Source organism: Homoserinimonas aerilata (assembly GCF_006716125.1).
Lineage (GTDB): Bacteria > Actinomycetota > Actinomycetes > Actinomycetales > Microbacteriaceae > Homoserinimonas > Homoserinimonas aerilata.
Genome location: NZ_VFOM01000005.1, coordinates 59,912 through 79,463, shown reverse-complemented (window position 1 = coordinate 79,463; position 19,552 = coordinate 59,912). Strand labels below are relative to the sequence as shown.

General features: G+C 69.6%; 20 protein-coding genes and 1 pseudogene. 18 read left to right on the top strand and 3 right to left on the bottom strand.

Annotation, left to right across the window (positions count from 1 at the left end; translation table 11 throughout):
* Positions 1-118 precede the first annotated feature (118 nt).
* The 12 genes and pseudogenes from FB562_RS13260 (at position 119) to FB562_RS13215 (ending at position 10,777) form a co-directional block, all read left to right on the top strand.
* Positions 119-1,105 (top strand): rhamnosyltransferase WsaF family glycosyltransferase, encoded by a 987-nt coding sequence (locus tag FB562_RS13260; RefSeq protein ID WP_141881773.1) that lies wholly within the window; start codon positions 119-121, stop codon positions 1,103-1,105.
* 48 nt (positions 1,106-1,153) lie between these two features.
* Complete coding sequence (locus FB562_RS13925; RefSeq protein ID WP_141881772.1) at positions 1,154-1,669, top strand: oligosaccharide flippase family protein; 516 nt, start codon at positions 1,154-1,156, stop codon at positions 1,667-1,669.
* On the top strand, positions 1,629-2,054 hold the full coding sequence (locus FB562_RS13920; RefSeq protein WP_141881771.1) for an oligosaccharide flippase family protein: 426 nt from the start codon (positions 1,629-1,631) through the stop codon (positions 2,052-2,054). Before FB562_RS13925 ends, FB562_RS13920 begins: the two co-directional genes overlap by 41 nt.
* A gap of 256 nt (positions 2,055-2,310) precedes the next feature.
* On the top strand, positions 2,311-2,658 hold the full coding sequence (locus tag FB562_RS13245; protein ID WP_141881770.1) for a hypothetical protein: 348 nt from the start codon (positions 2,311-2,313) through the stop codon (positions 2,656-2,658).
* A 211-nt stretch (positions 2,659-2,869) separates the two neighbouring features.
* Positions 2,870-3,319: pseudogene (locus FB562_RS13865) on the top strand (glycosyltransferase); the annotation flags it as partial.
* A 268-nt stretch (positions 3,320-3,587) separates the two neighbouring features.
* Positions 3,588-4,130 (top strand): glycosyltransferase, encoded by a 543-nt coding sequence (locus FB562_RS13860; protein ID WP_246081505.1) that lies wholly within the window; start codon positions 3,588-3,590, stop codon positions 4,128-4,130.
* Complete coding sequence (locus tag FB562_RS13915; RefSeq protein ID WP_221625433.1) at positions 4,127-4,792, top strand: AMP-binding protein; 666 nt, start codon at positions 4,127-4,129, stop codon at positions 4,790-4,792. Before FB562_RS13860 ends, FB562_RS13915 begins: the two co-directional genes overlap by 4 nt.
* A gap of 2 nt (positions 4,793-4,794) precedes the next feature.
* Positions 4,795-5,721: an AMP-binding protein gene (locus FB562_RS13910; protein ID WP_221625432.1), complete on the top strand. Its 927-nt coding sequence runs from the start codon at positions 4,795-4,797 to the stop codon at positions 5,719-5,721.
* Complete coding sequence (locus tag FB562_RS13230; RefSeq protein WP_141881699.1) at positions 5,718-6,944, top strand: pyridoxal-dependent decarboxylase, exosortase A system-associated; 1,227 nt, start codon at positions 5,718-5,720, stop codon at positions 6,942-6,944. The genes FB562_RS13910 and FB562_RS13230 overlap by 4 nt, the downstream gene beginning before the upstream one ends.
* 64 nt (positions 6,945-7,008) lie before the next feature.
* Complete coding sequence (locus FB562_RS13225; protein WP_141881700.1) at positions 7,009-7,266, top strand: acyl carrier protein; 258 nt, start codon at positions 7,009-7,011, stop codon at positions 7,264-7,266.
* Positions 7,244-9,037 carry an asparagine synthetase B family protein gene (locus FB562_RS13220; RefSeq protein WP_141881701.1) on the top strand — a complete coding sequence of 598 codons (1,794 nt, stop codon included), beginning with the start codon at positions 7,244-7,246 and terminating at the stop codon, positions 9,035-9,037. The genes FB562_RS13225 and FB562_RS13220 overlap by 23 nt, the downstream gene beginning before the upstream one ends.
* Before the next feature lie 216 nt (positions 9,038-9,253).
* On the top strand, positions 9,254-10,777 hold the full coding sequence (locus tag FB562_RS13215; RefSeq protein ID WP_185740581.1) for a DUF4082 domain-containing protein: 1,524 nt from the start codon (positions 9,254-9,256) through the stop codon (positions 10,775-10,777).
* 68 nt (positions 10,778-10,845) lie between these two features.
* Here FB562_RS13215 and FB562_RS13210 read toward each other — a convergent pair whose 3' ends face one another.
* Complete coding sequence (locus FB562_RS13210) at positions 10,846-11,727, bottom strand: hypothetical protein (RefSeq protein ID WP_221625425.1); 882 nt, start codon at positions 11,725-11,727, stop codon at positions 10,846-10,848.
* 100 nt (positions 11,728-11,827) lie between these two features.
* On the opposite strand from FB562_RS13210, the gene FB562_RS13205 reads away from it, so the two are divergent.
* Genes FB562_RS13205 through FB562_RS13180 form a run of 6 tightly spaced genes read left to right on the top strand, consistent with a single transcriptional unit; the run spans position 11,828 to position 17,067 of the window.
* The gene (locus FB562_RS13205; RefSeq protein ID WP_141881703.1) at positions 11,828-12,700 is read left to right on the top strand and encodes a glycosyltransferase family 2 protein; all 873 of its coding nucleotides are present in this window, start codon (positions 11,828-11,830) and stop codon (positions 12,698-12,700) included.
* Entirely contained in the window at positions 12,697-13,350 is a 654-nt protein-coding gene (locus FB562_RS13200) for a polysaccharide deacetylase family protein (protein ID WP_141881769.1), read from the top strand. The genes FB562_RS13205 and FB562_RS13200 overlap by 4 nt, the downstream gene beginning before the upstream one ends.
* Positions 13,347-14,027, top strand: a complete 681-nt coding sequence (locus FB562_RS13195; protein WP_141881704.1) for a hypothetical protein — start codon at positions 13,347-13,349, stop codon at positions 14,025-14,027. The genes FB562_RS13200 and FB562_RS13195 overlap by 4 nt, the downstream gene beginning before the upstream one ends.
* Entirely contained in the window at positions 14,024-14,746 is a 723-nt protein-coding gene (locus FB562_RS13190; protein ID WP_141881768.1) for a hypothetical protein, read from the top strand. The genes FB562_RS13195 and FB562_RS13190 overlap by 4 nt, the downstream gene beginning before the upstream one ends.
* 6 nt (positions 14,747-14,752) lie before the next feature.
* A complete protein-coding gene (locus tag FB562_RS13185; protein ID WP_141881767.1) occupies positions 14,753-16,141 on the top strand; it encodes an O-antigen ligase family protein in 1,389 nt (462 codons plus the stop codon).
* Entirely contained in the window at positions 16,138-17,067 is a 930-nt protein-coding gene (locus FB562_RS13180) for a glycosyltransferase family 2 protein (RefSeq protein WP_185740589.1), read from the top strand. The genes FB562_RS13185 and FB562_RS13180 overlap by 4 nt, the downstream gene beginning before the upstream one ends.
* 10 nt (positions 17,068-17,077) lie before the next feature.
* Here FB562_RS13180 and FB562_RS13175 read toward each other — a convergent pair whose 3' ends face one another.
* Both FB562_RS13175 and FB562_RS13170 read right to left on the bottom strand, forming a co-directional pair.
* Entirely contained in the window at positions 17,078-18,127 is a 1,050-nt protein-coding gene (locus FB562_RS13175) for a TolB family protein (protein WP_141881766.1), read from the bottom strand.
* Positions 18,124-19,506 carry an MFS transporter gene (locus FB562_RS13170; protein WP_141881765.1) on the bottom strand — a complete coding sequence of 461 codons (1,383 nt, stop codon included), beginning with the start codon at positions 19,504-19,506 and terminating at the stop codon, positions 18,124-18,126. Before FB562_RS13170 ends, FB562_RS13175 begins: the two co-directional genes overlap by 4 nt.
* Positions 19,507-19,552 lie beyond the last annotated feature (46 nt).

The following is a 19,552-nucleotide window of genomic DNA, read 5'->3' as shown; positions in this document are numbered from 1 at the left end:
GCGCGGCGACCCTCGCCGAGCCACTGCTCGACGACGACGTCGCCGACTCCACCCAGCTCGAGCTCGCCGTACCGACGGTTCGACCCGCGCGCGGCGAGGCGCTGACGATCGGCTGATCATGACGCCGCCGAGCGCCGGCTCCGGAGGGCACACGACGCTGTTCCGGATGGTCAGGGCCGCCGAGGAGGCCGGCCACCGTTGCGTGCTGTTCCTGTATGACCGCTATGCCGGCGACATCCGGGCTCAGGAGCGGGTCATCCGCGAATGGTGGCCCGATCTGCGTGCCGAGGTTCGCAACGCCGTCGACGGCATCGATGGTGTCGACGCGTGTGTCGCCTCGTCGTGGGAGAGCGCCCATGTGCTGGCCCGCCGCGGTTTCTCGCCCATGCGGCGGCTCTATTTCATCCAGGACTACGAACCGTTCTTCTATGCGCGCGGCGCCATGTATGCATTGGCGGAGGACTCGTACCGTTTCGGCTTCCGCTGCATCGCGCTGGGTGAGATGATCGCCGGGCTGCTGCGCAGCGAGATCGGCGTCGAGCCCGATGTGACCGAATTCGGATGCGACACCACGGTGTACCGGCTGCTGCCGGAGCGCGAACGCTCCGGCGTCGTCTTCTTCGCGCGCCCCGATTTTCCGCGCCGCGGGTACTGGCTGGCGCGCCTCGCCCTGCAGCGGTTTCACGAGCTGCACCCGGAGCAGGAGATCCACTTCTACGGCTCACGGATCGCGGGCCTGCCGTTCCCGACGACGCAGCACGGCAGGCTCAGCGCCGAGCAGCTCAACACGCTCTACAACTCCTGCATCGCCGGGCTCGTGCTGTCATTCACGAACGTGTCGCTCGTGCCGGAGGAGATGCTCGCGGCGGGGGCGATCCCCGTCATGAACGACGAGGCGCACGCGAAGCTCGTGCTGCAGAACGAGCACGCCGTGTGGGCCGCGCCGACCCCCTCCCGACTCGCGACGGCGCTCAGCGAGGTCGTCACGAGGCCCCGCATCTCGGAGACGGCGCGCGCCGCATCCGAGTCCGTGCGCGGGGTCGGATGGGCTCGGGCGCAGGCCGACATCGTGCGGATCATCGAGGACGAGGTGTACGGGCTCTGACGCCCGTCACACCGGAACGACGCGCGAGAACACGAGGGGGGAGGGGACATGCCAGAACAGACAGGCACGCAGCAGCCGGATTCGATAGGGCGCCAGGCGGCCTCCGGCGTGCTGTGGCTGATCGTGCAGAAATGGGCGATCAGGATCACGGGCTTCGTCACGATCGCCGTGCTCACCCGCTTTCTCAGCCCGGAGGACTTCGGCACCGTCGCCGCCGCATCCACCATGCTCCCCTTCTTCTATCTGCTGGCCGATCTGGGATTCGCCGCCTACATCGTGCAGGCCGACACAACGGACCGCCGGATGCTGAGCACCGGGTTCTGGTTCTCCACGGTCGCCGGTCTGCTCCTGGCCGGGGCGCTCATCCTGTGCGCTCCCCTCGTCGGGCTGGTGTTCCGCTCGGAACAGATCGTGCCCGTGATGCAGGTGCTCTCGCTCGCCGTCGTGTTCACGGCGACGGCATCCGTTCCCATGGCACTTCTGCGGCGCGGGATGCGGTTCCGGGCGATCGCCGCGCAGGGCAGTGTGGCCGCCGTGGTCGCGCAGGTCGTGGCGGTGGGATGACGCTCGAGGCGGTCTCGGCTGTGGGGCGCTGGTCGGGCAGATCCTGGTCTCAGCTGTTCCTGACCGCCGTGCTCGCCTGGGTGGCGCCCGCTGGCGGCCGGCCTTCGCATTCTCCTACGCCGAGTTCCGTGTCATGGCGCGCTTCGGCAGCCAGGTGCTCGGCGTCGAGTTCGTGGCCATGTTCCGCGCCTGGGCCGAGGCGGCCATCATCTCGACCGTGCTCGGCATGGCGGCGCTCGGCTATCTGAACATCGCGCAGAGGCTCGTGCAGATCGTGCAAGACCTCACGGGGGCGGCGCTCGTTCCGGTCTCCACGGTCGCGTTCGCGAAGATCCGGGCTCCTCCGAGCGCTGCGCAGCGCCTACCGCAAAGCGCTCCGGGATGACGTACGCGGTCATGTCCCCGCCCCTGACTCTTCTCGCGGTGGCGGCAACCGCTGTTGATCCCCATCGTCTTCGGCGAACGGCTGGGAGCAGAGCGCGCGCGTCGCCCAAGTGCTCGCCCTCGCCGGTCTGCTGGTCGTCGGGGCGACCCTCGACCACGTCTCTTCTAACTGCCTCGCAGGCCGGGCCGGTGGTTCCTCTACGCGCTGTTCATCGACGCCTGCACCGTCGCGGCCACCGCGCTGACCGCGCAGTGGGGTGCTCGAGGCCGCCGCCTACGGCTTCCTCGCCGTTGCCGTGCTCGCCACCGTGAGCCGCTGGTTCCTCGTCGCCCGGCTCCTGCGACGTCGCCGAGAACCCTCGCCGGGCCTTTCGGCTTCCTCGCCTGCCGCAACCATCTGCGGGGGCGGGGGCCGGATGGCTGGTGCTCGCACTGACCGACGGCGCCTCGCCCCCCTCGTGCGCATCCTGCTCATCGGCGTCGCCGTGCTGCTCGCCTATCTCGTCATCGTGCGCCTGCTCGCCCGCCAGCTCGTCTCAGAGCTTGCGCGCGTATCTGCCCCGCCTCCCGGCGAAGCTCGGCGGACAGAAATCCGGCCCGGCTAGCATCCCGACATAGCAGCATCCGACCTGCGGCATCCGCCTCATCAGCATCCACACCAGCAGCATCCGTCCCATCGATGCCGGCCCCGGCCGGTTCCGAGCTGAGGAGCCCTCATGACCTCCCGCGCCGCGACCCCGCCGCATGTGCTGATCATCGTGCAGAATCTGCCGGTACCGCTCGACCGCCGGGTCTGGCTGGAGTGCCCAGGCCCTCGTGGCCCGCGGCTACAGCGTCAGCGTGATCTGCCCGAAGGGGCCCGGCGACCCCGCACATCAGCTGCTCGACGGCGTCAGCATCCACAAGTACGCCCCCGCGCCCGAGGCGAAGGGGCTCCTCGGCTTCGTGTGGGAGTTCGCGTACAGCTGGGTGCGCACCGCCTGGCTTTCGCTGAAAGTACGCCGGATGCAGCGCTTCGATGTGATCCAGGCCTGCAACCCGCCGGACACCTACTGGCTGCTCGCGCTGCTGTTGCGCCCCTTCGGCGTCGACTTCGTGTTCGACCACCACGACCTCAACCCCGAACTGTTCGTGTCGCGCTTCGGTGAGCCGCGCGGCGGCCTGAAGGCGCTTGAACACCGCGGCCTGCTCTGGCTCGAGCGCCGCACCTTCCGCGCCGCGCAGCACGTGATCTCGACCAACGAGTCGTACAAGGCGGTCGCCATCCGGCGAGGAGGCCGCATGCCCAGCAAGGTGACCGTCGTTCGCAGCGGGCCAGACACCCGGCAGATGCGCCCCATCCATCCGGACCACCCCCGCCCTGCCGGCGAGATCAACCTCGTCTATCTCGGAATCATGGGGCCGCAGGACGGCGTCGACCAGGTGCTGCTCGTCGTCGACGAGCTCGTGCACCGTCGCGGCCGCAGCACCGTGACGGCCCACACTGCTCGGATTCGGCGACTGCCTCGAGGAGCTGAAGGCCCAGTCGACGGCGTTGGGGCTCGACGACCATGTGAGCTTCACCGGTCGGGTCGACCGGGCCGAGATCGCGGAGCATCTCAGCCGCGCCGACATCGGCCTCTGCCCCGATCTGAAGACCCCGCTCAACGAGCTGTCGACGATGAACAAGACCATGGAGTACATGGCCTACGGGCTGCCCGCCGTGTCGTTCGACCTCACCGAGACCCGCGTCTCGGGCGGCGACACCCTCCTCTATGTGCCCTCCGGCGATGTGGCGGCGTTCGCGGATGCGGTCGAGGCGCTCATCGACGACCCCTCGCTTCGCGCGCGGCTCGGCCGGGCGGCCCGGGCCCGCGTCTCCACACTCCTGGACTGGCGGCCGCAGGCCACTGCCTACGTCTCCGTCTTCGACCGGCTGACCGGCTTCGCACCGCTCGAGGTCACGCCCGTGACCGAAGCGGATGACGCATCCGACACCGATCCGCAGGGGCGGCGCTACGTCGACCTCGACGACGAGACCGGGTTCGAGCGCTATCTCGTCGAGCGCGGCGCAGACGCAGAGCGGGGCGCACGGTGACGGCGATCAGAACGCACCTCCACGACCTACTCGCACAGGCGGCCGCGGCGACTCCTGCCGCGCCCGCGCTGAGCTACCGCGGCACGACCGTCGACTACGAGGAGGTCTGGCGGATGTCGCGCACGGCCGCAGCGCAGCTGCTCACGGTGGGCCTGCAGCGCGGCGACCGGGTGGCGATCTACCTCGAGAAGCGCATTGAGACGGTCGTGTCGATCTTCGCCGTCTCCGCCGCCGGGGGCGTGTTCGTGCCCGTCAACCCCGTGCTCAAGCCGACCCAGGTGTGGCACATCCTCAGCGACAGCGGGGCGGAGGTGCTCGTGACCTCGGCCGAGCGGCTGCCGCAGCTCGCGGCCATTCTGCCGGCCACGCGCATCACGCAGGTCATCGTCGTCGGTGACGGGGCAGCATCCGACCGCACGGCATCGGGTGACATGGCAGCAGACGGCGCAGCGTCCTTGTTGCTCCACCGCTGGGAGCACGGCCAGCTCGCGGCAGGCGAGCCGGCGTCCTCCTCCGCGATCGACGTAGACCCGGCGGCCATCCTGTACACCTCGGGCAGCACGGGCAGCCCCAAGGGCGTCGTCGTCAGCCACCGCAACCTGATCGTCGGCGCAGAGAGCGTGAGCAGCTATCTGGGCACACGAGCGACGACGTCATCCTGAGCGTGCTCCCCCTCAGCTTCGACGCGGGCCTCAGCCAGGTGACGACGGCGTTCTCCGTCGGCGCGCACTGCGTGCTCATGAACTACCTGCTGCCGCGTGAGGTGCCGCGGCTGTGCGAGCAGTACGGCGTCACAGGGCTGACCTGCGTTCCGCCGCTGTGGCTGCAGCTCGCCGACCTGGACTGGCCGGAGGAGACCGCGCAGAGGCTGCGCTACTGGGCGAACACGGGCGGGCGGATGCCCCGGGCCACACTCGATCGGCTGCGCGGGGTGTTCACGACCGCCGAGCCGTACCTCATGTACGGCCTCACGGAGGCGTTCCGCTCCACCTATCTCGACCCCGCGGAGGTCGACCGTCGACCCGATTCGATCGGGCGGGCCATCCCGAACGCCGAGGTGCTCGTGCTGCGCCCCGACGGCACCCCGTGTGCACCCGGCGAGGAGGGCGAGCTCGTGCACCGCGGGGCGCTCGTCACGCTCGGCTACTGGAACGACCCCGTGCGCACCGCGGAGAGATACCGCCTCGTGCGGCACCCGCAGTGGCGCGCCCCCGAGACCGCGGTGTGGTCGGGCGACACGGTCGTGGCCGATGCGGACGGCTTTCTGTATTTCGTGGGCCGGAAGGATCACATGATCAAGACATCCGGCTACCGGGTGAGCCCCGACGAGATCGAGGAGGCCGCCTACAGCACGGGCCTCGTGCGCGACGCGGTCGCCCTCGGCGTCGACGACCCGGCACTCGGGCAGAGGATCGTTCTCGTGGCCACGCCGACGGCAACCGGTCTCGACGTCGTCGCGCTCACCGCGGCCCTCAAGAAGCTCCTGCCGCTCTACATGGTGCCCTCGCGCATCGAGCTGCGCGAGGAGCTGCTCCGCTCGCCGAACGGCAAATACGATCGCACCCTTCTCGCCGAGGAGGTCGTGGCATGAAGCCGCACGATCACGCCGCCGCATTCGGCACGGCCGACGGAGAGCTCAGGGTCGGCGGGATGCCCCTCAGCCGGCTTGCCGCCCGTGTCGGCTCGACACCGTTCTTCGCCTACGACCGCGGGCTGCTCGACCGGCGCATCGACGAACTGCGCGCAGCGTTCCCCGAACGCCTCGAGCTCAGCTACGCGATGAAGGCGAACCCCATGCCGGCCATCGTGCAGCATCTGGCGAACAGGGTCGACCGCATCGACGTCGCATCCGGGCTCGAGCTGCAGGCCGCGCTCGACACGACCATGCGCAGCGAGCGGATCAGCTTCGCCGGCCCCGGCAAGTCGCCCGCCGAGATCCGGCAGGCCGTCGCATCCGGAATCATCGTCGAGCTCGAATCGCGCACCGAATTCGATCGCGTGATCGCCGCCGGCGACGAACTCGGGCTCACACCGAATGTCGCCATCCGGGTGAACCCCGACTTCGCGGTGAAGGGCTCCGGGATGCGGATGGGCGGCGGGCCGCAGCAGTTCGGCATCGACGCAGAACAGGTGCCTGCGGTGCTGCGCGACTATGCGGCCGCCGGCGTGAACGTGCTCGGCTTCCATGTCTTCGCCGGCTCGCAGAATCTCGCCGCGGCCGTCATCGCGGAGGCGCAGCGGCGCACGGTCGACCTCGTCAGCAGCCTCGCCGAACACCTGGCCACCCCGGTGCGCTACCTCAACCTGGGCGGCGGATTCGGCATCCCGTACGTGGAGAAGGACCAGCCGCTCGAACTGCAACTCGTCGCCGACAACCTGCACGACCTCGTCGACGGGCCGGTGGCCGAGCGGATGCCCGAGGCCACGCCGGTCATCGAGCTCGGCAGATATCTGGTCGGGGAATGCGGCGTCTACGTCACGCGGGTGCTCGACCGCAAGGATTCGCGGGGCACGACCTTCCTGGTGGTGGACGGCGGCATGCACCACCAGCTCGCCGCCTCCGGCAACTTCGGCCAGGCCATCCGCCGCAACCACCCGCTCGTGCTGGGCAACCACGTCGGACGCCCGCTCACCGAACGCGCCACCGTCGTCGGCTGCCTGTGCACCCCGCTCGACCTGCTCGGCGACCACGTCGAGCTGCCCGAGGCGGAGATCGGCGACCTCGTGGTCATCTTCCAGGCCGGGGCCTACGGCCTCACCGCGAGCCCGACGGCGTTCCTCGGCCACCCCGCACCGGCGGAGGTCATCGTGTGAGAGGCCCCAACGCATCCGCCCAGCCACATTTTGACCAGCCACGTCTCGACCACAAGGAGCAGTCATGACAACAACCCTCGACGCCGTGCGCGGCGTGCTGATCGAGTCACTCGAACTCAGCCAGAGCCCCGACGAGCTGAAGGAGGACACCGCGCTGTTCGGCTCGCTGCCGGAGCTCGACTCCTTCGGCGTCGTGCAGTTGGTGACGTCGATCGAGGACCGCTTCGACATCACAGTCGACGACGACGAGTTCGGCGCCGAGATCTTCGAGACGGTGGGCACGCTCACCGGATTCGTCGATGCCAAGCTCGCCGCTGCCTGACATGCGCGGCCCGCTCGGGACCCTGCCCGGTTTCATCGCGCACGGCAGCGACGACGCCGGGCGCATCAGCGCGCTCCTCGAGCATCCTGCCGTCTCCATGGCGAGCTGCGGGCCCGTGAGTCTGGCCTCGTGGGGGCTGGATTCGCTGGGCCCCGCCCCGGCGTTCGCCCTGTCGCGCGTGATCCGCTCTGATCGCGGCGCGGTTGCACCCGCCGAGATCGTGGACGCGATGCGTGACGACCCGGCAGCCCTGACGCGCCTGCTCCCGCCGTTCGCCGCCGTCGCGGGCGACGAGCGGGGTGTGACGATGGTCGCCGATTCGATGGGGTTCCGGCAGCTCTTTCACAGCGCACCGGATGCCTCGGGCACACCTGTGCTGTCGACCTCGGCGCTGCTCGCGGGCCGGGCGCGCGCCGCCGAGCTCGATGACACCGCGGTGGCCGTGCAGTCGCTGCTCGGCTGGCAGCTGGGACGGCGCACACTGTTCCGCGGCATCGAGAAGCTCGCCGAGGGCGCCGTCGCCCGCATCGATGCGCAGGGGCTGCGCATCGACCCGGCCCCCGCTGAGGCGGACGAGCGGGTGTCGCTCGACGACGCCGTGGCGAGCGCTGCTGCGCTGCTGCGTGCCTCCCTCGAAGCGCTCCTCGACGATCATCCGGATGCCGTTCTGCAGCTCACCGGCGGCCAGGACTCCCGCATCCTGCTCAGCGCCATCCCCGCCTCCCGTCGGCGCGGGCTGCGGGCGATGACCCTGGGAGGCCCCGGCAGCGGCGATGTGCGCGTCGCCCGAGACCTCGCGGCGCGCTACGGTCTGCGGCACGAGGCGCACGACTTCGCTGCGCTCGATGCGGTGAGCCCCGCGGATGCGTGGGGCCTGGTGGCGGATGCTGCGGTGCGGCTCGACGGAATGGCCGACCCGGTCGCGCTTGCTGCTCTCTCCGTCGCCGAGCGCAACTTCGAGCAGGGGGTGCGGATCTCGGGCCTCGGCGGCGAGGTCGCCCGCGGCTTCTACTATCTGGGGGCGGTGCGCGACCGCCCGTTCACGCGGATCGACTCAGAACAACTCGCGTCCTGGCGCATGTTCGCGAACGAGTCGGTCGAGCCGGGCCTCCTCGGCAGCGAGTTCGCCGGCTGGGCCCGCAGCGTCGCCGACGACGAACTCGCCTCCGTCATGGCGGCGGCGAGCGAGGAGTGGTTCCGCGCGACCGACGATCTCTACCTGCGGCACCGGATGCAACGCTGGGCGGGAGCCACCGACACGGCCGTCGGCCACGACCGCGTCGTCGTGAATCCGATGCTTTGCCAGCACTTTCTCAGTCTCGCCTCTCGGCTGTCACCGGGGGACAAAGCCCACTCTCTTTTTCTCGCCCGACTGCAGCTCGAACTCGACCCCGAACTGGCCCGGATTCCCCTCGAAGGTCGGCCCGCCCCGATCGCCATGGCCCACCCCACCCCGTGGCGCTCGGTGACCGGCACGGTGGGTGCGGCGCTGCGCCTGTCTCGCAAGGCGACCCAGCGCATCCGGAACAGGAATCGGCCTCCGGCCGGGGGTTTAGAACTTGCCGGGCGCGTGGTCGAGCACTGGCGTGAGAACCCCGCGCTTCTCTCCTCCGCGCGCCTTCCCGGCTATGTCGAGCAGGACTGGATCGACGGTGTGCTTGCCGGCCGCATCACGCCGCGACCCAGCTCGGTCGCCTTGCTCACGAACCTGCTCGTGGCAGGCGGCGCGACGGTGCGAGAGGCTCGACCATCCGACCGAACGGCGAGGTGAGGCGTGTCGTCAGCTTGACCCGGGGGCATACGTCGGTTCTAATTGACAGGTCATGTTGCCCCTCGAATGGGGGCAAGCCTCTCCCGATGGGGGTACAACCTCACCCGCTCTGCCTAACTGCGACGCGGGCGACGACTCGACACACAAGACGAGCTAGGATGTATTTTGATTTCCCCTCATTTTAAGATGATTCCCCTATTGGCGAGCCCGAAGAGAGTGAAACTCGCCCTCGGGGCGGCAGTGGCAGCTCTCGCGCTGCTCGTCTCCCTCTTCGTGACAGCCCCATGGGGCGTGGCCCCCGTTGCGGCATCCGCCAACACGATCCTCGGCGACAAGGCACCACGAAGCCTCGTCGAGCATTCGGATGACACCGGTGTCGAGGTCGGCACCCGCTTCAGCGTGCGCGCCGATGGCAACGCCACCGCGATGCGCTTCTGGAAGGGTGACCGCGCCGTCGGCCCCCACACGGGAACCCTGTGGAGCGAACGCGGCCGGGTGCTCGCGACGACCACATTCGACGACGAGACCGACTCTGGCTGGCAGACAGCCGAGTTCGACCGGCCCGTGACCCTCGAGGCCGGTAAGACGTACGTCGTCTCGTACTACGCCACCGACGGTCGCTACGCGGCGACGCACAACTTCGACGAGAAGTCGCAGTCGTCGCAGCTGACGATCAAGCGCGGCGCGGGCGTGTTCAAGTACGGCACGAAGACGAAGTTCCCCACCGACACCTACCGCTCCAGCAACTACTGGGTCGATGTGGTGTTCAGCGTCGGCGCCCCCGCAGGCCCGACGACGCCGGGCGAACCGGGCACCTCGAACCCCGGTGACGGCGAGACGCCGGCACCCGGCGACGAAGAGACGCCGGCCCCGGAGCCCACGCCCGAGCCCACTCCGGCCCCGACTCCGCAGCCGGAGCCCGCTCCGACTCCCGCACCGACGCCCACCCCCGCCCCGTCTCAGGGATTCCCGACGGCGGCGACCACGGGAGTGCCCGCCGGCACGGCCCTCACGCCGTACACCGGATCGTGCACCATCACGGCACCCGGCACCGTCATCGACGCCAAGCAGGTGAACTGCTCGACCCTGAGCATCCAGGCGCAGAACGTCGTGATCAGCCGCTCCGTCATCAACGGCACCGTCTCGAACAGCGAGCGCGGTACCAGCTCGTTCACGATCACCGACAGCGAGGTGCACTCCGGAAACCAGGTGGCGACCGGCATCGGCGACGCCCGCTTCACGGCGACCCGCGTCGAGGTCACCGGCGGCAACCGCTCGGTGAACTGCGCGCTCGACTGCGCCGTCGTCTCCTCCTATGTGCACGGGCAGTTCCGTGACGATTCGGGCCGCGCGCACGAATCGGGCATCCGCATGGGTGCCGGCTCCGTCATCCGCGGCAACACCATCGTGTGTGACGCACCGGATGTCGCCCCCGACGCCGGATGCTCGGCAGCACTGACCGGGTACGGCGACTTCGCGGTCGTGCAGAACAACGTCATCGACGGCAACCTGTTCGGCGCCGGATCGGGCGGCTACTGCAGCTACGGCGGGTCGACCGGCGGCAAGCCGTTCTCCAGCGGAACCAGGGACATCCGGTTCACCAACAATGTCTGGCAGCGAGGCGACTCCGGCAAGTGTGGCTTCTACGGCCCCATCACGTCGTTCGACTCGAACGCGCCCGGCAACGTGTGGAGCAACAACACGTGGGATGACGGCACGCCCGTCCGCGCCGCGAACTGATCAACCGGTCATGGCCGCCCCTCGGGGCGGCCATGACCTCTTTAACGAACAGTCCCGGATGCCCGCCGCTACCACTCGAGCAGCGTCAGTTCGCTGTACAGATAGTCGATGCCCTGGGCTGTGACCTCGGCGCTGCGGAACATCTTCGCGCGCGGGGCCTTCAGGGTGACGCCAAGGGCGGGAACGCGGCCGAGCACGCGATGCTCCGCGAGGGTCGCCACAGCGCCGCCGAGCAGCAGCCGCGACGCGATCTGCGGCCACGCCGTCGCGAGGAGCGCCGCGCTGCCGCCGAGGTACAGCGGCGAGGCGAACAGCGGGAGGCCCTTGCGTCGGTCGCGACGGTAGACGAGGTACGCATACTCCTCGCCGTCGACCGCGAGGAGATGGCGGGCCGCCGGGGCGTCGCGGTGGTCACGGAACAGCCGCGCATCCGCCCCCGTGAGCGTCCGTTCGATCGTGGCCGCATCATCCGTCACCTCGAGGCCTCGCCTCGGCAGGCTCGGAAGATTCACGAGCAGGCGGGTCGTCGTGTCGAGCGGCACGAAGCCGAGCCTCCTGTTCAGCTCCACCACGTTGCCGCTCGGTGAGAGATCGGTGAACTCGAAACCCTTCTGGCCGAGGATGGCGCGCAGCAGCCGAAAGCTCTGCGCGCGGTGCTCCTCGCGAACGCAGAACGCCGCCAGGTTGCAGAAGCGGCGCCGCACACCCTCCACCTCGCGCTCGGAATAGACGGCGATGTAGACGCCCACGATCTCGGCGCCACCCTGAGCATCCGTGCCCGCCACAAGCTGGAAGCCGCTGTTGGGGGCCTCCGCCTGCCAGGGCGGATCGAGCAGCGCAGCCCACGCCGAGAGCGGCACGCGAGGGTTCAACTCGGCCGACAGAAACCGGGCGACCGCCTCGGCATCACCCCGTGCGATCGGCCGAACCTCGATCTCTCCTCGAGTCATGCTGCGAATATTACGGCACGAGTGGGGGCCCGCCCGCTATCCTGCTCGAAGAGGGAACTCACTGCCTGTCGTACCCGACCATGGCGAAGGGAACCGCACCATGCCGAGCGTCGTGATCGCCGCGCACAACGAGCAGAATGTGCTCGGGGCGAGCCTCAGCGCGCTGTTGGGCCAGGCGGTGTCGGAGCCGCTCGAGATCATCGTCAGCGCGAACGGGTGCACCGACGACACGGTGGCCGTGGCGACGCGCGCCGGCGTCACCGTGATCGACCGCCCCGAGCCGGGAAAGGCCGCCGCGCTCAACGCGGGCGAGCGGCTCGCGCACTACTTTCCCCGCATCTATCTCGATGCCGACATCCTGGTTCCGCCCGGCGGTCTCGCCTCGGTCACCGGCCGCTTCTCGCATCCGCCATACCCACTCGCGGTGGTTCCGCGGCGACGCCTCGACACCTCCGGGCGCCCCTGGCCTGTTCGCGCGTACTGCGCGATCAACGAACGGCTGCCGGCGTTCAGAAACGGCCTGTTCGGGCGCGGGATGATCGCACTCTCAGAGCAGGGCCGCAGCCGCTTCGACTCCTTCCCGGCCATGATCGCCGATGACCTGTTTCTCGACTCCCAGTTCGCCGATGCCGAGAAGGCGGAGGCGAGCGACGTCGAGGTCGTCGTCGCCGCCCCGTTCACGACGCGCGAACTGCTGAACAGGCTCGTGCGGGTGCGCCGCGGTAACGCCCAACTGCGCGCGGCCGCCACAGCCGGCGCGGTCGACGTTGCGGTGCGCCCGGCCGATCGCTGGGCCTGGCTGCGCCATGTGGTGCTGCCGACTCCCCGGCTGGCGTTTGCCGCGGTGCCCTATGTCGTGATCACGTTGCTGGCGGGGCTGCTCGCCCGGCGCACGGTCCGGGCGGGCGACGGGTGGGGGCGCGACGAGAGCACGCGCGGCGCGCCACCGGCGACGAACGGGGCGGCCACATGATCGCCAACATCTGCTTTCACGGCATCGGCACGATCATCCGCGAACGTGAACCGGGCGAGGCGCGCTACTGGGTCACAGAGGGCAGTTTTCTGCGCATCCTCGATGAGCTCCGCGAGAACCCCCGCGTGCGGCTGAGCTTCGATGACGGCAACGCCTCGGATGCCTCGGTGGCGCTTCCGGCACTGCTCGAGCGAGGTCTCCAGGCGACCTTCTTCGCGCTCGCCGGCCGCCGCGACGACGCCGCGAGCCTCTCACCGGCAGACCTGCGCGAGCTGCGCGGCGCCGGGATGCAGATCGGCAGCCACGGTTGGGAGCATGTGCCGTGGCGCGGTCTGAGCGACGCCGAGGCACGCCGCGAGCTGATCGACGCCCGCACCGCCCTCGTCGAGGCCAGCGGCGGCCCCATCGATGACGCCGCGCTCCCGCTGGGGCGCTACGACCGCCGCCTGCTGGCCCGGCTGCGGCAGGCCCGGTACCGCACCGTGTACACGAGCGACCGCCTCCCGGCCAGGCCCACCTCGCACATCCAGGCGCGCTACAGCGTCACGGCACTCGACACGGCAGAGTCGGTGCGCTCCCTCGTGGAGCATCGCCCGGGCATCCGGGATCTTCGCAACCTCGCGGCGAGCGCGGTGAAGAGGCTCCGGTGACCATCCGCCACATCGTGACCGCAATGCTGCGACGCTGGTACGCGCCGCTGGCGTTGCTCCTCTGCGCGGTGCTTGCCACGGCGCTCATGCTGCACGACGGCGGCACGTACAGCACGCGAACCGTGATCTCGTTCATGCGCCCCTCGACAACGACCCTGTCGCCGAGCAACGGAACGAACGACTCGAACATCATCGCCTTCGCGGCGGCCGTCACGGCGCAGGTCAACAACGGCAGAGCCGCCGCGCGATACTCGATGGACGACGCCCCCTTCTACGGTGCCGGCATCCGCGAGGGCGTGCTCGTCGACCTGGCCGACTCGGGCAACCAGTGGGCCGCGACGATCGACAAGGCCGAGATCGAGGTCCAGGTCGTCGGCCGCACCCTCGACTGGGTCGAATCACGACAGCAGCAGCTGATCGACAAGATCGTGAGCACCGCCGAATCGCAGCAGGCGCAACTGTCGGTCACCGATGACGGCCGCATCACGGCATCCGTCGTGCCGCTCACCACGCAGATCGAACACGTCACCCCCTCGCGCAGCGCCCTTGTGACGGCGTTCGCGGCGATGCTCGCGGTCGCCCTTCTCATCGGGGCCTGGGCATCCGTGGGCATCGACCGGATGCTCACCGCGCGACACGATCGGGCATCTGACAGTGCGAAAGGACAGACTCCGTGAACTTCTCCGACACCCTCCGTGGGCTGCTGAGGCGGTGGTACATCGTCGTGCCTGGTCTGCTCGCGGCCGCAGCGATCGCGATCGGCGCCTGGTTCGCGATCCCCCCGGGCTACAACCGTTCGGCCACGCAGCTTCTGCTGCCCGGCGCGAACAGCATCCCCGAGGGGGCGAACCCGTACCTGTTCCTGGGAGGCCTGGCACCGGCCGCGGATGTTCTGGTGCGGGCGATCGGCTCGGAGAACGTGGTCAACGACATGGCCGAGAAGCACCCGGGAGTGGAGATCGCGATCTCGCGAGACACCACGACGGCGGGCCCCATCATCCTCATCACCGTCACCGCCGACAGCGACGCCGCGGCAGAGGAGGTGCTCACGCTGCTCGTCGAACGCACGGCGACGGTGCTCGAGGACTTCCAGACGAGCGAGCGCATCCCGGCAGACAACCGGATGAGCGTGATCCCCATCACCGTCGACGAGAAGAGCGTCGCCGAGCAGCGCACGCGCATCCTGGTCGCGGCGGGAGGCGGCCTCGGCATCGCCGCGCTGACCCTGCTGCTGGCCGGACTCGTCGAAGGGCTGAGCCGACAGCGGCGCAAGCGTGCGCGGCAGAAGCCGGCGGCGTCTGCGGCTGCAGCATCAGAACCGACGGCATCCGAGTCTGCGGCATCTGAACCTGCCGTGTCCGAGCCCGCGGCGTCCGAACCCGACAGCGAGGAGTGACTCGGCGTGTCGACCCAGCGAGCAACCCGCCGCCGCCTCGATCGTGACGGTGGCGCACCGCGGCGTGAGATCGATGCGGTCGGCATGCTCACGGTCTACCTGGTGCTGCTTCTCGCGATTCCGTCGGGGGTCACCATCGGTCTGCTCGGCACGCTCGGCCGCCCGTCCCTGATCTGGGGTCTGGTGCTCCTCGCCTGGTGGGTGATCTCCCGCCTGCAGGCGCGAGAGTCGGAGCTGCGGCCCGTGTCGCAGCCGGTGAGCTTCGCGTTCATGGCGTTCTTCGTGCTCGTGCTGGTGAGTTTCGCGGCAGCCATGCTGCGCGGCCAGCCCGACGATCAGGTGAGCCCGGCACTCACGGCGCTCATCCGGCTGCTGTCGTGGGCCGGCGTGCTGCTGGTCGCGGTCGACGGCATCCGCACTCTGGGCGACCTCACCACGATGGCGCGACGCATCGGCATCGGCGCGGGGCTGCTCGCCACGCTCGGCCTGCTTCAGTTCGTGACCGGGCAGGCTCTCGTCGACTTCTTCGGCACGATTCCGGGGCTCTCGCTCGCGGGCGGGCTCGGCGAGCGCGCCGGCGTCGTGCGCTCCTCGGGCACCGCCATCCACCCGCTCGAATACGCGACCGCGCTGAACGCGGCGCTCCCGCTCGTGATCGCCGCCGCCATCTCGCGCGGATTCCAGGCGCCGCACAGTCGCGGAGGGCTGCGCTGGTGGCTGCCCGTCGCCCTCATCTCCGTGTCGTCGATGGTGGCCGTCTCCCGCTCCGCCATCATCGGATTCGCGGTGGCCGTGGTGTCGATGATCCCGGCGCTCTCCCCCCGCTCCCGCATCGTCGCGATCGGCGTCGGCGGGGTGCTCGGTGTCGCCGTCTTCGCGGCCGTGCCCGGCCTGCTGACCACCACCGTCGGCCTGTTCGCCGGCGCCGCAGACGACCCGAGCACACAGTCGCGCACGAGCGGCCTGGCGCGTGTGCCCGAATTCATGTCGACATCCCCTGTGATCGGTTCCGGCTTCGGTCTCTTCCTGCCGCGGTACTACATCTTCGACAACCAGTGGGTGCTCATCGCCATCGAGCTGGGCGTGCTCGGCGTCATCGCATTCGCCGGTTTCTTCGCCGCCGCCATCGGCAGCGCTCTCCGGGCGAAGCGGGCATCCGAACCGCAGTTGCGGCTCCTTGCGCATGCGCTTGCCGCGTCGATCATCAATGTGGCCGTTCTGTTCGCGTTCTTCGACGGGCTCTCGTTCCCGATCGCGGGCGGCATGCTGTTTCTGCTTGCCGGGCTGTGCGGGAGCGTTCGCCGCATCACCTGGGAGAGTCATCCGCCCGCAGGCCCCCACATGCAAGCGCCACCACACGCAAGCCCCACCACACGCAAGGGAGCCGCACAGTGACGGCATCTGATCAGGCCGCAGGCAGCGGGCCTCTCGACGTCGCCGCGGTCGTCGTCACCTACAACAGCAGCCGGCACGTGACTGGCCTGCTCGACAGCCTGCCAGACGCCTTCGGTGACCTCTCGTATTCGGTCGTCGTGGTCGACAACGGGTCGAGCGATGACACCGTCGAGCTGCTCGCGCGCCGCACCGACTGCACCGTCGTGCCCTCCACGAACGACGGCTATGCGGCCGGCATCAACAGGGCGGTGCGCGAATCACCGGATGCCTCGGCCATCCTCATCCTGAATCCCGACGCGACGCTCGACCCCGACTCTGTGCCGCGGATGCTCGAGACGCTGCGTCGACCGGGCACCGGAATCGTCGCCCCCCGGGTGCGCGAGGAGGACGGCCGGCTCTCCCCGACGATCCGACGCGGGCCGACGCTCGCCCGCGTCGGAGGGCTCAGCTTCACGGGCCTGCCCGTCTTCGCGGAACGCAACGAACGGGCATCCGAATATGAGAGCGAGCACGAGGTCGACTGGGCGGTGGGGGCCATCCTGCTCGTCGACCGCGAATGCTTCGACGCCCTCGACGGCCTCGACGAGTCGTTCTTCCTGTACTCGGAGGAGACCGATCTCAGCCTCAGGGCGAAGGATGCGGGATGGGCGACCATGTACACGCCGCGCGCCGGCGGAATGCATATAGGAGGGGGCTCCGGTGAGAGCTGGGCCACCCACACCATGCAGATGCTCAACCGGGTGCGCCTGTACCGGCGGCGGGCGGGCGACGGCCGCGCCTGGCTCTACTTCGGCATGACCGTGCTCGTGGAGCTGCGGCGCGGACTCCTCGGGCAGCGCACCTCCTGGCCGACGCTGCGCGCCCTGCTGCGCCCGTCGCTGCGACCGCCTCAGATGGGCGCGAACGACACGATGCTTCCCCGCTGACGGCAACGCATCAGCCGCGCACGACCGCCGGCGACCACGCGTGCTCGATGAACAAGGTCGGCTCTGCGCTGCCATCCGCCGGGGCCGACCACACGTCGCTGTCTCCCACCGCATCCGGCCGCGGCAGACCGAACAGGAGGGTGTTGTCGTCGAGCCATTCCACCTGGTCGTCGACGCTGCTCTCGCCCGGGACCACCGTCTCCGTGCCGCTCGCCAGGTCGTACACGGCAATCGACCAGCTCGAGACCGACCCCGTCGACACGTTCTTCTTGAACGCGATGCGCGTGCCATCCGGTGACAGCGACGGGCACTCCACATTGCTGCGCAGCGACACCATGGTGCGTTTCGCCAGATCGCCGCGCACCAACCAGGTGCTGCCGCCGGATGCCGCGGTCGCGTAGAAGGTGTTGCCATCGTCGGCGAAGGTGACGCCCCAGAAGTTGCGGTCGCTCGTGGTCAGCGGCTCCCCCTCGATCGTCGTCGTGAAGTCCTCCAGGTTGCCGTACTCGGTGCCATCCGCGCCGCTGATCGTCGTCGCCGTCGAGAAACCGATCGTCGCGTAGGAGTGGCCGGTCACGAAGGCCGTGCTCGCCCACAACTGCGAATCCGGCGTGATGCGGGTGCGACTCGGCACCCCCGGCAGCGGCCAACCACCCAGCTCGTTCCACTCGTTGTCGTACAGCTTCGCCTCGAACTTCGAGCCGAGCCGGCGATCCGTGTGCAGGCACAGCACCCTGTCGGCGCTCGCATGCACGCGGTCGCAGGCGACCTTCGAGACCGCGCGCGGAGCATCCGGAGCCACCGTCGCATCCGTGCCGTCGGCGCCCTCGAGTGGCACCGCCGCCACCAGCCCGTACTGCTGCCCGAGCACCGTGTTGCGGAACAGCACCCGCGGGCCATCGAGCACGCTCTCGAACGGCACGGCGTCACCCGCCGCCTCGTCTGCCGCCGACACCCTGCCCTGATAGTCGAGATACGCCCACACGCCGTAGCCGCCCGTCGCCAGCAGCACAACGGCCACGACAGCGGCGAGCCACGCCCAACGCCCGCGACCGCTCACCCCTCGGCCACCCGTTCTGCGGGGTCATCCGCGGTGCCCTCATCTGACGGGCGCTCGTCTGACGTGCCCTCGTCCGCAGTGCCCTCGTCCGGCGTGCCCTCGTCTGGCGTGCCATCGTCTGGCGGGCCCTCGTCTGGCGGGCGCCGGGTCGCCTGCCGCAGCAGCCAGGCCGCGAACGGAATCACCACAGCAAGCGCCACCGCCACCACGATCACCGCATTCGCGCGCCCCGCGAAGAACCACAGAAGCCCGAAACCGGTCGACGCGAAGAAACGACACACCGCCACAACCGTCTGCGCCGCCGCGATGCCGCTCGCCCGCGCCGACACCGGCGTGAACTGCGTGGCCAGCGCCGCGATGATGCCATCGGTGGCCGCATAGAACACGCCCAGCAGCAGAAGGCAGGCGATCGTGATCGGAGCCCCCGCCACCGGCAGCGCCGCCGACACGTACGCCGCCAGCAGCGCAACATGCCCGATCACGAATATGCGCGCACGCCCGACCCTGTCGGCGAGCCGGCCGACCGGCACCGCCAGCGCGAGGAACGCCACATTCGTGCCCACATAGAGCAGCGGAAACCACTCCGCTGCAAACGAGCCCCTGCCCTGCAGCACCAGATAGATGAACCCGTCACCGACCGTCAGCAGCCCGAACAGCGCCGCAACCAGCAGCAGCCGGCGCAGGCGGGGGTCACGCAACTCGCGCAGACTGAACCGCTTCGCCGGGCGGGCCACCACAGGCGCCTCGGCCCGCGGGCGGCGATTCGGAACAATGAAACCGAGCACCGCCAGGCCGAGCAGCGCGAACGCCAACGACACCACGAAGATCGTGCTGAAGCCGTCCGGGATGAGCAGCAGAATCACGAAGGCGATGAGAGGGCCCAGCGCCGCGCCGATCGTGTCAAGCATCCGGTGCATGCCGAACGCCCTGCCCAAAGCATCCGGATGCGACGAAGCAGCGATGAGGGCATCGCGCGGCGCCGTACGCACCCCCTTGCCGAGCCTGTCGATCGCCAGCACCGCCGTCAGCGCCGCAAAACCCGACGCGAACAACAAGCCCACCCGCGCCAACGCCGACACCCCATAGCCGAAGAACGCCACCCACTTCGGCTGGTCGCCGCGATCCGCCGCATAGCCGCCCGCGATGCGCACAAGAGCGCTCACACCCTGATAGATGCCGTCGATGAAACCGTAGGCGACAGTGGAAAGCCCGATCACACCGGTCACATACAGCGGCAGAATCGCCGCAACCGACTCAGACGACACGTCCGTGAGCATGCTGACCACGCCGAGAGCGATCACCACCGACGACACGCGCGCGCCCGCACCCGTCGTGGGCCGCGCGCCACCCCTGGGGCGGTCGGAGAACGAGATGTACATGACGCCTGCTTCGGGTGCAGAACAACGGTGATGCCGGGTAAGACAG

Excerpts from the sequence above, each read along its gene's own strand:
- FB562_RS13260 (WP_141881773.1), top strand. The coding sequence starts at position 119 with ATGACGCCGCCGAGCGCCGGCTCCGGAGGGCACACGACGCTGTTCCGG.
- FB562_RS13925 (WP_141881772.1), top strand. The coding sequence starts at position 1,154 with ATGCCAGAACAGACAGGCACGCAGCAGCCGGATTCGATAGGGCGCCAG.
- FB562_RS13230 (WP_141881699.1), top strand. The coding sequence starts at position 5,718 with ATGAAGCCGCACGATCACGCCGCCGCATTCGGCACGGCCGACGGAGAG.
- FB562_RS13225 (WP_141881700.1), top strand. The coding sequence starts at position 7,009 with ATGACAACAACCCTCGACGCCGTGCGCGGCGTGCTGATCGAGTCACTC.
- FB562_RS13220 (WP_141881701.1), top strand. The coding sequence starts at position 7,244 with ATGCCAAGCTCGCCGCTGCCTGACATGCGCGGCCCGCTCGGGACCCTG.
- FB562_RS13210 (WP_221625425.1), bottom strand. The coding sequence starts at position 11,727 with ATGACTCGAGGAGAGATCGAGGTTCGGCCGATCGCACGGGGTGATGCC.
- FB562_RS13205 (WP_141881703.1), top strand. The coding sequence starts at position 11,828 with ATGCCGAGCGTCGTGATCGCCGCGCACAACGAGCAGAATGTGCTCGGG.
- FB562_RS13200 (WP_141881769.1), top strand. The coding sequence starts at position 12,697 with ATGATCGCCAACATCTGCTTTCACGGCATCGGCACGATCATCCGCGAA.
- FB562_RS13170 (WP_141881765.1), bottom strand. The coding sequence starts at position 19,506 with ATGTACATCTCGTTCTCCGACCGCCCCAGGGGTGGCGCGCGGCCCACG.